Consider the following 13312-nt stretch of genomic DNA (forward strand, 5'->3'; position numbering starts at 1 on the left):
TAGGAGGATAATCATGACAACAGAAACGAATTTATCATTTGATAAAGATTTTGTTCGTTCCTTTTCGAAAGAATTGAACGAGCCTGCGTGGATGGAAGAATTGCGTGTGAAAGCATTAGAATTGAGTGAATCTCTTCCAATGCCAAGACCGGATAAAACCAAGATTGATAAGTGGAATTTCACTCAATTTGATACAACTACAGTAAAAAGTGAAACTTTTTCATCACTGGCTGAGCTTCCAGAGGAAGTAAAAGCTTTAATTGGTGACGAATCGACAACAAAAAATCTTTATATTCAACGAAATCATACCCCTGCTTACATTTCTTTAACCGAGGAATTAAAGGGTCAAGGCGTCATCTTTACAGATATCTTTACTGCAGTTCGTGAACATAGCGAACTTGTACAAAAGTACTTGTTAACAGAAGCAGTAAAAACAGATGAACACCGTTTGATTGCCCTCCATGCAGCATTAATGAATGGTGGAGCATTCTTGTACATTCCTAAAAATGTTGAAGTAAAAGAACCAATTCATTCGATTTATTTACATGATTCTGCAGATGCAAACCTTGTAAACCATGTATTAGTTGTTGCTGATGATAATAGTGCGGTTACGTATGTAGAAAATTACCTGTCAACTTTAGAATCTGCTAATGGTGTCTTTAATATCGTAACAGAGGTCATCGCAAAGGCGGGTGCAAAAGTTCAGTATGGTGCTGTGGATACTCTTGCAAAAGGGATCACCACATATGTAAACCGTCGTGGATCAGCGGGAAGAGATGCACGAATTGAATGGGCACTTGGATTAATGAATGAAGGAAACACTATCTCTGAGAACACCACCAACTTAGTTGGGGATGGTGCTTATGGTGATACAAAAACAGTTGTTGTTGGACGTGGAGAACAGATTCAAAACTTTACAACAAAAGTTGTTCACTATGGGAAAAACAGTGAAGGTTATATTTTAAAACATGGTGTCATGAAAGATAGTGCTTCTTCTATTTTTAATGGAATTGGTCATATCTTACATGGTGCTTCTAAATCTAATGCAGAACAGGAATCTCGTGTGCTGATGTTGAGTGAAAAAGCTCGTGGAGATGCAAATCCAATTCTTCTCATTGATGAGGATGATGTAACAGCTGGTCACGCAGCTTCAGTTGGACGTGTGGACCCTGTTCAACTTTATTATCTAATGAGCCGCGGTATTCCGAAAAAAGAAGCAGAACGTTTAGTTATTCATGGTTTCCTTGCTCCAGTTGTTAACCAGCTGCCGATAGAGGGAGTTAAGGAACAATTAACAGCTGTGATTGAAAGGAAAGTACGATAATGAATGTCCTTGATATTCGTCGTCAATTCCCTATTTTAGATCAGGAAGTAAATGGAAAACCACTCGTTTATCTTGATAGCTCTGCTACATCTCAAAAGCCTATCACGGTTATAGAGACGGTGGAGAGATATTATAAAGAAATCAATTCCAATGTTCATCGGGGTGTTCACACGCTTGGAACTAGAGCAACGGATGCCTATGAAGGAGCAAGGGAAAAGGTTCGTAAGTTTATTAATGCAAAATCAACCCAGGAAGTTATTTTTACTAGAGGTACCACAACTTCTATCAACACTGTTGCACAAAGTTATGCAGCTGCCAATTTAACTGCTGGGGATGAGATTGTTATTACGTATATGGAACACCATAGCAATATCATTCCTTGGCAACAGGTCGCTAAAAGGACCGGAGCAGTGTTAAAGTACATCCCACTTCAAGAAGACGGGACGATTTCACTTGAAGATGTTAAAGCAACGGTCACAGGTAATACACGTGTAGTTTCTGTTATGCAGGTATCGAATGTACTTGGTGTTATTAATCCTGTAAAGGAAATTGCCAAAATTGCTCATGAGAATGGTGCGATTATGGTAGTTGATGGAGCACAAAGTGCACCGCATATGAAAATCGATGTTCAAGATCTAGATTGTGATTTTCTAGCTTTTTCAGGACATAAGATGTGTGCACCTACTGGTATCGGCGTTCTTTATGGTAAAAAGCATTTGTTAGAAAACATGGAACCCATTGAATTCGGTGGAGAAATGATTGATTTTGTTCATTTACAGGAATCTACATGGAAAGAACTCCCATGGAAGTTTGAGGCTGGTACTCCGATCATTGCTGGTGCAATCGGTCTAGGAGCTGCGATTGACTTTTTAAATGAAATTGGCTTAGAAAATATTGCAGAACATGAGCATAAGTTAGCTGCTTATGCGTTAGATAAAATGTCATCTGTACCTGGAATGACGATTTATGGACCTTTAGACGCTGCTAAACGTGCAGGTCTTGTTACCTTTAATATTGAGGATGTACATCCACATGATGTGGCGACTGTACTCGATGCAGAAGGAATTGCTGTTCGTGCCGGACATCATTGCGCACAGCCGTTGATGAAATGGCTGAAGGCTTCAGCAACTGCTCGTGCAAGCTTTTATTTATATAACACTGAAGACGATATTGATAAGCTTGTTGAAGGACTTGTTAAAACAAAGGAGTATTTCAGCGATGTCTTCTAATTTAGATGCACTTTACCGTCAAGTTATTATGGATCACTATAAAAAACCTCGTAACCGTGGTCTATTAGAGGATGGCAGTCATACCATCAATATGAACAACCCTACTTGTGGCGACAGAATTCAACTTACTTTTAAAGTGGAAGATGGTATTGTTAAGGATGTAGGATTTGAAGGCGAAGGCTGTTCTATATCCATGTCCTCTGCCTCAATGATGACACAAGCCATTAAGGGCAAGAAAGTAGAGGAAGCGATCAGGCTTTCAAAGATTTTTTCCGATATGATTCAGGGGAAAGAGTACGATGATGAAGTTGACCTAGGTGATATCGAAGCACTTCAGGGTGTCTCTAAATTCCCTGCCAGAATCAAATGTGCCACACTTGCATGGAAGGCAATGGAAAAAGGGTTGAATGAAGGGGAACAACAATAGAACAAACTAGGGAACTTTCCCTAGTTCGTTATGAAATGGAGGAATACGACGATGGCGAAGAAAATGCCGGAAATCGGTGATTATAAATACGGTTTTGCCGATAAGGACGTTTCCATATTCCGATCAAAACGTGGTCTAACAAGTGATATTGTTAAAGAAATATCAAAGCTTAAAAATGAACCACAATGGATGCTCGATTTCCGTTTAAAATCACTTGAACATTTTTATAACATGCCAATGCCTCAATGGGGTGGAGATTTAGGTTCATTGAATTTTGACGAAATCACTTATTATGTAAAACCATCTGAGAAATCGGAAAAATCATGGGATGAAGTCCCTGAAGAAATTAAAGCAACATTTGACAAACTAGGGATTCCTGAAGCAGAACAAAAGTACCTTGCAGGCGTTTCTGCTCAATATGAATCTGAAGTTGTTTACCATAATATGAAGGAAGAACTTGAGGATTTAGGTATCGTCTTTAAAGACACTGATTCTGCTCTTCGAGAGAATGAGGATATCTTCCGTGAGCACTGGGCGAAGGTTATCCCGCCGACAGATAACAAATTTGCTGCCTTGAATTCAGCAGTATGGTCTGGCGGATCATTTATCTATGTACCACCAGGTGTTAAAGTTGATACTCCATTGCAGGCGTACTTCCGTATTAACTCTGAAAATATGGGACAATTTGAGCGTACGTTAATCATTGTTGATGAAGGCGCACATGTTCATTATGTAGAAGGCTGTACCGCTCCTGTTTATACTACAAACTCACTTCATAGTGCTGTTGTTGAGATTATCATTAAAAAGGACGCTTATTGCCGTTACACAACGATTCAAAACTGGGCGAACAATGTATTTAACTTGGTTACGAAGCGTGCTGTTTGTGAAGCAAATGCAACAATGGAATGGATTGATGGTAACATCGGTTCTAAATTAACAATGAAATACCCAGCTGTTATTTTAAAAGGTGAAGGTGCACGTGGTATGACTTTATCAATTGCCATTGCAGGTAAAGGCCAGCACCAGGATGCAGGGGCAAAAATGATTCACTTAGCTCCTAACACTTCATCAACCATCGTTTCCAAGTCGATTTCAAAGCATGGTGGTAAAGTAACCTACCGTGGTGTTGTTCACTTTGGACGTAAAGCGGATGGCGCTCGTGCAAATATTGAATGTGATACGTTGATAATGGATAATCAGTCAACTTCTGACACAATTCCTTACAACGAAATCCTTAACGACAACATTTCACTTGAGCACGAAGCAAAGGTTTCTAAAGTATCTGAAGAACAACTCTTCTACCTGATGAGCCGTGGTATCTCAGAACAAGAAGCAACTGAAATGATCGTTATGGGCTTCATTGAGCCATTTACAAAAGAACTACCAATGGAATACGCAGTCGAAATGAACCGCCTAATCAAGTTTGAGATGGAAGGTTCTATCGGTTAATCTTTTTATCATGATTGATATGTTTTATTAGAGTCCTAATAAAGCTTGAAATTCATGCTGGTAATACGGGAACTATTGCACCCCCTGCTCCTTTAGCAGGGGGGTTTTTTCCATTGAATAATATAGTGAATTTTGTTAATATAAGGGGTATTTTGCACATTGGAGGATTTAGCTATGTCTAAGCGTATTACTTGGATTGATACGTGTAAGGGTATTGGTATATTTTTGGTGATTATTGGACACACCACTTTAGTAGATGCTCCTCGTATTCATATTTATTCATTTCATATGCCTTTATTTTTCTTTTTATCAGGATTTTTATTTTCGACTAAAGGCAGTTTTAAGGAATTTTCATTAATTAAAGTTAAAACATTATTGGTTCCTTATATTTTTTTTGCAATCATTTCTTTCTTATTAACCACTCATTATTTAGGCATGCCAATTGAAATTGATTCCTTTTTTTATTCCACTATAGAATCAAGAAGGAATTATATTTTCTACAACATCCCATTGTGGTTTTTAACTTCATTATTTCTAATAGAAATAATATTTTATTATCTAGTTAATTTAATAAAAAATAAGTATGCAATTTTAATGGTTGTTATTACTGTCGGTTTTTTATCGCATTGGCAATTGGGAGCAGCTAGAGGGACAAATATTTTACCATGGAGTTTAGACCAATCTTTATACTATCTTGTTTTTTTCGGTATTGGATATTTTGTCCGAATTTTAAATTGGCTTGAAAGGGATTTAAAGAAATCATTTTTACTAGTAGTTCCCTCCATACTCTACATTTGGTTCGTTCTTGATTCAACTGTTTATGAAAGAGCATGGCAGATATTACATTTACCACCTAATATCCAAATTTATTTAAGTGGAATCCTTTGGGCATTATTGGCAATTTCTTTTACAATTTATATTTCACAGTTTTTATCGTTTAGTCCTGTTTTAAGTTATTTGGGAAGAAACACACTTATTCTCATGTGCCTGCATTTGCCATTGGCAATTAATGTATTCAATACTCATTTTCGGGAAGGGTTGAATTTAGAAAATCACCCGAATATCTTAGCTTTGTTTATTACAATTTTTGCCATACTAATATTAATTCCAGTTAGCTATATAATGAATAATTTATTCCCATTTATGTTAGGAAAAAAATTCAACCATAAACTCCTCGTATATAACTATATCTTTAAAAAATAGCCCTTTTTTTATAATAGGCTATTTTTTTATGACTTCAAAAATACGTTGAAAAATAAGGTTATGCTATTATTAATAGGTGGGGTGATACAGTTGATTTATATAGGTGTTACAGGTTGGGGCGATCATGATAGCTTATATCCTGGTCAGATGTCTCCACGTGATAAGTTGAAAGAATATGCGGGTTATTTTCCAACCGTTGAAGTGGATAATGCTTTTTATGCGATTCAGCCGAAGAGGAATGCAACTAAATGGGTGAATGATACCCCATCCTCGTTTCAGTTCATTGTGAAGGCCTACCAGGGTATGACAGGCCATCAGCGAGGAGAAGCTCTATTCGGCAACAAACAAGAAATGTTCCAGGCTTTTAAAGAATCTCTAGAACCATACATAGAAGCAAGCAAATTAGCAATGGTCCTTTTTCAGTTCCCACCTTGGTTTGATTGTAAGCGCGAAAATGTTGAATATTTACGTTGGTGCAAAAATGTTATGGGTGATTTGCCTTGTGCACTTGAGTTCAGACACCAATCCTGGTTTACACCCCGTTTTCGCCATCTTACACTAGATTTTATGAGTGAGGAAAAATGGATACATAGTATTTGTGATGAACCTCAATCAGGAGCGGGATCCATTCCAGCCATATTAGAGGCAATTGATTCTGAAAAGCTTCTCATTCGATTCCATGGACGAAACATGCATGGGTGGCAGAAACGTCAGGCAGAGAATTGGCGCGAGGTTCGCTACCTCTATCGGTATAATCAACAAGAACTTCAAGAATGGGCTGATATTATTAGGAAATTAGCTAAGGAATCCGCGAATGTCTATGTTCTCTTTAACAACAATTCTGGCGGAGATGCTGCCGATAATGCAAAAGAAATGATTGACCTGTTAGATATCAAATATGAGGACCTCGCTCCTAGACAACTGGATTTATTTTAAAATAAAGGAGAAAGAAATATGGAGTGGATTGTTTTAGTTTTAATCGGGATAGCAGGAAGTTCCTTAGGGAGTTTAATTGGGTTGGGAGGAGGAATTGTTATCGTTCCTTCCTTGCTCTTTTTAGGTTCCTTGTCTACATTTGGTTATATTTCACCGCAGACAGCCGTGGGTACCTCGCTTTTTACGATGATATTTACCGGACTTTCTTCCACGTTAGCTTATATGAAACATAAAACGGTGGATTATAAAAGTGGATTGATTTTTTTGATCGGAAGCGGTCCTGGGAGTATTCTAGGAGCCTGGGTAACGGAGATTTTAGATTTAAAATCATTTAATTTGTTTTTTGGTATTTTTATCATATTTGTTTCATTTGTATTGCTATTAAAAGATAAATTAAAACCTATACCTTACCAAAAAGATAAGGGGATTGTCAGAAGCTTTACAGATAACTCAGGAAAGGTCTTTGAATATGGATTTAACCCTGTGATGGGGGTCGTTATTTCATTAATTGTCGGCTTTTTATCAGGTATTCTAGGGGTTGGCGGTGGATCCTTAATGGTGCCGACTATGATCCTGTTCTTTTTCTTTCCTCCACATGTAGCAACAGCAACATCGATGTTTATGATCTTACCAACCTCCATTCTAAGTTCAATTACCCATATCACTTTAGGAAATGTTGATTGGCTTCTTGCATTGGCATTGGTTCCTGGGGCATGGATTGGTGCAAAGGTCGGTGTCTATTTAAACACAAAATTAAAAAGCAAAACAATTGTTTTTTTACTAAGAACCATATTAATAATCGTCGGCATACGATTAATCTATCAAGGTATTATTGGCTAAAAAAGGATGCGAGAGATGCATGGAATTCATTCACATATATCATACAAATGATCTTCATAGCCATTTAAAGCGCTGGCCGCGAATTCAGCATTTCTTAACTAACCGTAGGGCAAATCATGAAAAAGTTATGGAAGAATTTTTTCTTTTTGACATAGGTGATTTTATAGACCGGTGGCATCCATTTTCTGAGGGAACTCATGGGAAAGGGAATATTGAACTGTTAAACGAAAGCGGCTATACAGCTGTGACGATCGGTAACAACGAAGGGATCAATTTCCCTTATGAAGGGCTGAATCATTTGTATGACAACAGGAAGTTTGATGTTGTACTGGCAAATCTTTATAACAATAATGGGCAGTATCCAACATGGCTAATACCATACAAAATTTATCAGACACAAAGAGGTACGCGAATTGGTGTGATTGGACTAACAGCTTATTTTCCCCTTCTATATGAGCTATTAGGCTGGCAGCTTACAAAACCTCTAGAAGAGTTAAAAAAATGGATACAGCCACTCAATGCTCAGTCTGATGTCATTATCTTGCTCTCTCACCTTGGACTTACCGATGATGAACAAATTGCAAGAGAATTTCCGGAAATAGATATTATTCTTGGCGGTCACACCCACCATACACTTCCTGAAGGAAAGTGGGAAGGACAGACATTGCTTGCGGGAGCTGGTAAGCATGGACGGTATGTGGGGCATGTTTCCATACAAGTTGATGAAAACAACATAATCAGCAAACAAGCAGAATTATATAATGTGTTAGAGCTTCCTCCATTACTAGATGAGAAAGCAATTTCCAAGGAACTTTACCGTAAAGGTAAGAAATTATTAAATCAAAAAATTACAACCCTTTCTAAAGTATATCCGCATGACCCATTCCAAGAAACAGAGCTTGCACTGCTCCTTTGCCAAGCGCTAAGAGAATGGTGCAAGGCGGATTGTGCATTTTTAAATGGCGGTCTTATCTTAGGTCCGCTTTCAGGTAATGTGACATTGTATGATTTGTTGTCTATTTGTCCACATCCGATTAATCCCTGTAAAATCCCACTAAACGGCAGTGAATTAAAGGAGGTATTACTTGAAACAAGGAATGAAGGCTGGTCACAACAGCATGTGGCAGGTCTCGGTTTTAGGGGAACTGTAATGGGAGCAAGTATATATGACAGAATTACTTTTAATGAAAACAACGATATTTATATCAATGGCCATCAACTAGACTTAAACCAGAACTATACGCTGGCTGTACCAGATATGTTTACTTTCGGACACTTTTTCAAAGATGTTTTTCCTCAAAAGAAAAAGGAATATTTTCTTCCTGAATTTTTACGTGACATTCTTAAATGGAAATTAGAAAAGCAGTCCTAAAATGAATACACGCTTTTTCTTTCGCTTTCATAAGTTGATAGTGAGGAAGGGAGTGTGTAAATTGATAGAGTTATCACCGGTAGAGATTAATGGTCACACGTTCTTGGCTGTTACCGTCTTACTACCAAAAACTACACTGCTCTCAATAAGCAATGATAAGGGATATATCATGTGCGGTGCTTTAGATGTAGGGTTATTAAATGAAAAGTTAAAGGATCGCAAAATCATTGCAGCTAGAGCAGTGGGGGTAAGAACCATTGAACAGCTCCTTAATGCTCCAATGGAGTCGGTTACAGTCGAGGCAGAAGCAATCGGTATTACAAAAGGAATGCTCGGAAAAGACGCCTTGTTAAAAATGGTATGAAAGCTTGCATTACTGCAGGCTTTTTCTTATGTAAAGACTGCGGTAAATTTATAGGCTAGTTCATCTCCTTCCCGCATACATATAACATGTAAGGGGGGATCATTTTTGGTTAAGTTTCGAGTGCGTCACCGAAAAAAGGGACCGTTACCTTTCCGATACGTTTTTTTATTATCATTTGTTTTTTTTCTATTGTCTACTGCAATGGGAATCTGGCTGGTTAACAAAGGAATTGAACCTTCCTTAATGAGATATGCGGAATCCAAAACAAAGCAAATCGCTTCACAGGTTATCAATAAGGCAATTAACAAAAAAACGGTAGAAGTGGGAGATGTCATTGCTGTTGAAGCCGGTCAAAATGGCGCGCAGCCAAGTGCAAGTTTAAAAACGGAAATCATAAATCAGAAATTATCCGAAATCACGAATGAAATACAGAAAAACTTAAACGCTGCTGAAAAAGGGGACCTTGATTCACTAGAGAAATTAACAGATGTTGATATTGAGGTAAATACAGAACAACAGGATGGGATTGTGTGGAATGTACCGCTTGGTCAAGCAACCAACATGGCTTTGCTAGGGAATTTAGGTCCTAAAATCCCTGTACGGTTTCATGCGATTGGGGAAGTACGTCCGGATGTGAAAATTAACCCAAAACCAATGGGGATCAATAATACATGGATTGACGTTGCCATTCATCTAGAGGTTTCAGTGCAAATTATTACGCCGTTTGCAACGGAAATTACAAAGTTAGAACAGAATATCCCAGTCGGAGGAAGATTAATTCAGGGTGATGTTCCGCAATTTTATAATAATGGCGGGAATGGTGTTACCCCATCGATTCAAATACCTTCTCCGCAAAATTAAAAGGACTGTCACCGGACAGTCCTATTTTTTCGATTTTAATGCCTGTCTTTCTTGCTGTTTCCACAATCGTAAATGCGGGGTTGGGTCAAATGACCATTCGGTATAACCGTTATCTTTATACATTCCATAGTGCAAATGCGGCGGGAATTTACCAGATGTCCCTGGCGGTCCATATCCTGAACTGCCTACACCGCCAATTAAAGACCCGGGTTCAACGATTTGACCAACTTTTAAATCTTTAGCAAAACCGCTAAGATGAGCAAAATAATGATACGTATTATTAATATCACGAATTCCAACTCTCCAGCCGCCGAACTTGTTCCAGCCCTTCATTTCCACTATGCCATAGTTGGTAGCACGTACAGGAACACCGTATCCTGCAAAAATATCAGTACCTTCATGCATTCTACGGCCACCCCAGCCTCTCGCATCGCCCCATGTACTGCGATAACTGTGATTACTGCGTAATGGCAGCGGGAATACATGGGTATCTAAGTCTAACCGGCCAAAATGGCGGTACATTTTCGCCTTTCCAACGATCATACCAACTGTTTTGTCACGGTGATAATAATTCCATAATCCAATTTTTATATTATCATCGTCAGTTCCATATGAAAGGAGATAATTAGCGAAAGTATATAATACATCCTCATCACTCTTTAAACTGGCTTTTCCATCTCCATCTCCATCGACGCCCATACCGTTGAAAAATTGGATAATTGCTGGGTTTTCTTCTTCAGGAATTGGATTAGCGGGTCCAGCCCATTTTTCCGGAGTGAAATAAATACCAATTACACTTTCCGGCTTTGGCAAATCTTTGCGTACCTGCCGTATACTCCTCTCATACTGATCCACGGCTGCTAAGTAATACCATGGAATTAATGTAACGGTTTCAACCTTTTTGTATAGTTTCATTCTTTCCTGATACTCATCAGGACCTTTAGCATGAGCATCCCTGAGAGAAAAGCTCATTAATAAGAGGATTGTTCCAATTATCAGAAATGCCCGCACAGGAATCCTCCTTCCGAATATTGTACGCTTTTAGTTTATGAATTTTAGGCTATTTCATTATGAACAAAAATTGGAAATAGGAGTTTGCGGAGTTGTCTGCTTGTTGTTGTTACAAAAAGTATGGTAAAGTGACAAGGAGCAAACTCATTTATAGGGGTGTAGAAACGTGAGCAGGAATAGTGATTACCTTAGAAAACCAGAATGGTTAAAAATAAAATTAAATACGAATGAACATTATACAGGCTTAAAAAAAATGATGCGTGAAAAAAATCTCCATACGGTTTGTGAAGAAGCACGCTGCCCAAATATCCACGAATGTTGGGCTGAGAGAAGAACGGCTACCTTTATGATCCTTGGTGATACATGTACACGTGCTTGTCGTTTCTGTGCTGTTAAAACAGGTTTACCAACAGAATTAGATTTGGCAGAACCGGAACGAGTGGCAGACTCTGTTCAATTAATGAACTTAAAACATGTTGTAGTAACAGCCGTAGCTAGGGATGATTTAAAAGATGGCGGTGCAGCTGTTTTTGCTGAAACGGTTAGAGCCATTAGAAGAAAAAATCCTTTTACAAGCATTGAAGTTCTTCCTTCGGATATGGGAGGAAAAGAAGAAAATTTAGCTTTGTTAATGGACGCAAAACCTGACATTCTAAATCATAACATTGAAACGGTAAGACGATTAACACCAAGAGTTAGAGCACGTGCAAAGTATGACCGCTCATTAGAATTTTTACGTAGAGCCAAAGAAATGCAGCCAGCGATTCCAACCAAATCCAGCTTAATGGTTGGACTTGGCGAAACAAGAGAAGAAATTATCGAGGTCATGGATGACTTACGAGCAAATGGTGTGGACATTATGACGATAGGACAATACTTACAACCCTCTAAGAGCCATCTGAAGGTTGAAAAATATTATAGCCCTGAAGAATTCGCTGAATTACGCGAAATTGCCCTTACAAAAGGTTTTAGTCATTGTGAAGCAGGTCCATTGGTTCGTTCATCCTACCATGCAGATGAACAGGTGAATGCTGCTGCAAAACACAAACAATTACTTGGAGAAGCAGAAGCCAAAGAAGCTTAACATGAAAAGTGGAAGCTCCTAGGTGTGGCAGCTAGACAATAAAAAGAGTTCAGTCCACTTTGGGCTGAACTCTTTTTATTAGCGGGTTGTATTCATATTATCATCAGCGGTAGCACCATTTTCGTCTTCACTATCGCTCATACGATTGCCTTGCGGTGACTTCTTCATTTGTGTAATTAAACCATTCACTAAATTTCTGGCATTATGGCTTGTTGAATCTAAATTTGCCAGGTTTTCCACATCACGCATTAATTTTGTATTGTCTGATACATATACATGATAGTATCTAGGGACAACAGACATAGCCGTTCTCTTTACTTGGTCCGCAGTATGGTTACGATCTTTGGAGTCAGTATCATAGGAAACAAGAACCTCTTGGTCGGTAACAAGTGTGGCAACATCATTTACATTCGGTATATCTGTGCTTAGCTGACTAATAATATTAGCCACCTGTTCACGGTCTATAGCTGCATAGTGTTGCATTCCCCCACGGTCACCCTTAATGGGGCTTTTTTGATGACGGACAAAGCCGTAATCATCACTAACATTTCGAACACCCTGACTGCCGCCTTCATTATAAAGCTCTTCACGTTTGTTATTGACATTAATGGTATCTCCGCTTTCTTTATAAACATCACGGTTGGCCATATCCCTAGAGCAGCCTGCTGCTGTAAGGAGTAAACAAAAAACAATCATCATCGACCATTTATTCATTTTAAGCACCTCCTTTTTATAGAATAGCCAAATAACTGATTTTTTTTCTTAGTAATTGATGGTGAATCGGTTATAATGAAAGAAAGATTTACTGGTAAAATTTGAGGTGATTACATGATCAATATAAACGGCACCGCATATGAAATCGTGCAGGAGCATAGAGAGGCCTTTAATGAGGAAGCTCTAAAAGCAAGGTATAGTGACATATTATCCAGATATGATTATATTGTTGGGGATTGGGGATACGGACAACTCCGGCTAAAAGGCTTTTTTGAAGATCAGAATCAAAAAGCAACATTTGACACCAAAATCAGTACATTAAGTGAATATTTATATGAATACTGTAATTTTGGCTGTGCGTATTTTGTCTTGAAAAAAGTGAAGAAGTAATAAAAAAAAGGCTGGCCAAAGCGGCTAGCCTTTTCATGTAATATTCTTAAGCTTCTGTCACATTCGGAAAAGGAAGAGCCAAAAAAGCAAGAGCTTGTCCGAAGTCGT

General features: G+C 38.4%; 14 protein-coding genes. 12 read left to right on the forward strand and 2 right to left on the reverse strand.

The genetic code is table 11. The annotated features are described in order from the left end of the window. Positions 1-13 precede the first annotated feature (13 nt). The 10 genes from sufD to yunB all read left to right on the forward strand — a co-directional run bounded on the left by sufD (position 14) and on the right by yunB (position 10005). Positions 14-1324 (forward strand): Fe-S cluster assembly protein SufD, encoded by a 1311-nt coding sequence (gene sufD, locus BANA01_RS24710; RefSeq protein ID WP_034673662.1) that lies wholly within the window; start codon positions 14-16, stop codon positions 1322-1324. Next, positions 1324-2553, forward strand: coding sequence for a cysteine desulfurase (locus BANA01_RS24715; RefSeq protein WP_034673659.1), 1230 nt, complete (start codon positions 1324-1326; stop codon positions 2551-2553). The genes sufD and BANA01_RS24715 overlap by 1 nt, the downstream gene beginning before the upstream one ends. Next, positions 2543-2980, forward strand: coding sequence for a Fe-S cluster assembly sulfur transfer protein SufU (sufU, locus tag BANA01_RS24720; protein ID WP_034673656.1), 438 nt, complete (start codon positions 2543-2545; stop codon positions 2978-2980). The genes BANA01_RS24715 and sufU overlap by 11 nt, the downstream gene beginning before the upstream one ends. Before the next feature lie 51 nt (positions 2981-3031). Further along, a complete protein-coding gene (gene sufB / locus BANA01_RS24725) occupies positions 3032-4429 on the forward strand; it encodes a Fe-S cluster assembly protein SufB (protein WP_034673653.1) in 1398 nt (465 codons plus the stop codon). Between the two features lie 174 nt (positions 4430-4603). Then, the gene (locus BANA01_RS24730) at positions 4604-5632 is read left to right on the forward strand and encodes an acyltransferase family protein (RefSeq protein ID WP_063255093.1); all 1029 of its coding nucleotides are present in this window, start codon (positions 4604-4606) and stop codon (positions 5630-5632) included. Between the two features lie 90 nt (positions 5633-5722). Next, the gene (locus BANA01_RS24735; RefSeq protein ID WP_034677222.1) at positions 5723-6568 is read left to right on the forward strand and encodes a DUF72 domain-containing protein; all 846 of its coding nucleotides are present in this window, start codon (positions 5723-5725) and stop codon (positions 6566-6568) included. 18 nt (positions 6569-6586) lie between these two features. Beyond that, positions 6587-7408 (forward strand): sulfite exporter TauE/SafE family protein, encoded by an 822-nt coding sequence (locus BANA01_RS24740; protein WP_034677219.1) that lies wholly within the window; start codon positions 6587-6589, stop codon positions 7406-7408. A 19-nt stretch (positions 7409-7427) separates the two neighbouring features. Then, positions 7428-8780 carry a bifunctional metallophosphatase/5'-nucleotidase gene (locus tag BANA01_RS24745; RefSeq protein ID WP_034677216.1) on the forward strand — a complete coding sequence of 451 codons (1353 nt, stop codon included), beginning with the start codon at positions 7428-7430 and terminating at the stop codon, positions 8778-8780. Between the two features lie 61 nt (positions 8781-8841). Further along, entirely contained in the window at positions 8842-9144 is a 303-nt protein-coding gene (locus BANA01_RS24750; protein ID WP_034677214.1) for a YunC family protein, read from the forward strand. A 105-nt stretch (positions 9145-9249) separates the two neighbouring features. Then, complete coding sequence (yunB, locus tag BANA01_RS24755; RefSeq protein ID WP_034677212.1) at positions 9250-10005, forward strand: sporulation protein YunB; 756 nt, start codon at positions 9250-9252, stop codon at positions 10003-10005. A 21-nt stretch (positions 10006-10026) separates the two neighbouring features. On the opposite strand, the gene BANA01_RS24760 is transcribed toward yunB, so the two are convergent. Beyond that, positions 10027-10977 carry a M23 family metallopeptidase gene (locus BANA01_RS24760; protein ID WP_052106448.1) on the reverse strand — a complete coding sequence of 317 codons (951 nt, stop codon included), beginning with the start codon at positions 10975-10977 and terminating at the stop codon, positions 10027-10029. Between the two features lie 205 nt (positions 10978-11182). Here BANA01_RS24760 and lipA point away from each other — a divergent pair, with 205 nt between their 5' ends. Next, entirely contained in the window at positions 11183-12100 is a 918-nt protein-coding gene (gene lipA / locus BANA01_RS24765; protein ID WP_034677206.1) for a lipoyl synthase, read from the forward strand. A gap of 78 nt (positions 12101-12178) precedes the next feature. Here lipA and BANA01_RS24770 read toward each other — a convergent pair whose 3' ends face one another. Further along, entirely contained in the window at positions 12179-12814 is a 636-nt protein-coding gene (locus BANA01_RS24770; protein WP_034677203.1) for a YhcN/YlaJ family sporulation lipoprotein, read from the reverse strand. Positions 12815-12928: 114 nt separating this feature from the next. On the opposite strand from BANA01_RS24770, the gene BANA01_RS24775 reads away from it, so the two are divergent. Continuing rightward, the gene (locus tag BANA01_RS24775) at positions 12929-13204 is read left to right on the forward strand and encodes a YutD family protein (protein ID WP_034677200.1); all 276 of its coding nucleotides are present in this window, start codon (positions 12929-12931) and stop codon (positions 13202-13204) included. Positions 13205-13312 lie beyond the last annotated feature (108 nt).

Origin of the sequence: Neobacillus niacini NBRC 15566 (assembly GCF_001591505.1) — a bacterium.
Lineage (GTDB): Bacteria > Bacillota > Bacilli > Bacillales > Cytobacillaceae > Neobacillus > Neobacillus niacini.

Excerpts from the sequence above, each read along its gene's own strand:
- sufB (WP_034673653.1), top strand. The coding sequence starts at position 3,032 with ATGGCGAAGAAAATGCCGGAAATCGGTGATTATAAATACGGTTTTGCC.
- BANA01_RS24715 (WP_034673659.1), top strand. The coding sequence starts at position 1,324 with ATGAATGTCCTTGATATTCGTCGTCAATTCCCTATTTTAGATCAGGAA.
- sufU (WP_034673656.1), top strand. The coding sequence starts at position 2,543 with ATGTCTTCTAATTTAGATGCACTTTACCGTCAAGTTATTATGGATCAC.
- BANA01_RS24740 (WP_034677219.1), top strand. The coding sequence starts at position 6,587 with ATGGAGTGGATTGTTTTAGTTTTAATCGGGATAGCAGGAAGTTCCTTA.
- BANA01_RS24770 (WP_034677203.1), bottom strand. The coding sequence starts at position 12,814 with ATGAATAAATGGTCGATGATGATTGTTTTTTGTTTACTCCTTACAGCA.
- sufD (WP_034673662.1), top strand. The coding sequence starts at position 14 with ATGACAACAGAAACGAATTTATCATTTGATAAAGATTTTGTTCGTTCC.
- BANA01_RS24775 (WP_034677200.1), top strand. The coding sequence starts at position 12,929 with ATGATCAATATAAACGGCACCGCATATGAAATCGTGCAGGAGCATAGA.
- BANA01_RS24730 (WP_063255093.1), top strand. The coding sequence starts at position 4,604 with ATGTCTAAGCGTATTACTTGGATTGATACGTGTAAGGGTATTGGTATA.
- BANA01_RS24760 (WP_052106448.1), bottom strand. The coding sequence starts at position 10,977 with ATGAGCTTTTCTCTCAGGGATGCTCATGCTAAAGGTCCTGATGAGTAT.
- BANA01_RS24745 (WP_034677216.1), top strand. The coding sequence starts at position 7,428 with ATGGAATTCATTCACATATATCATACAAATGATCTTCATAGCCATTTA.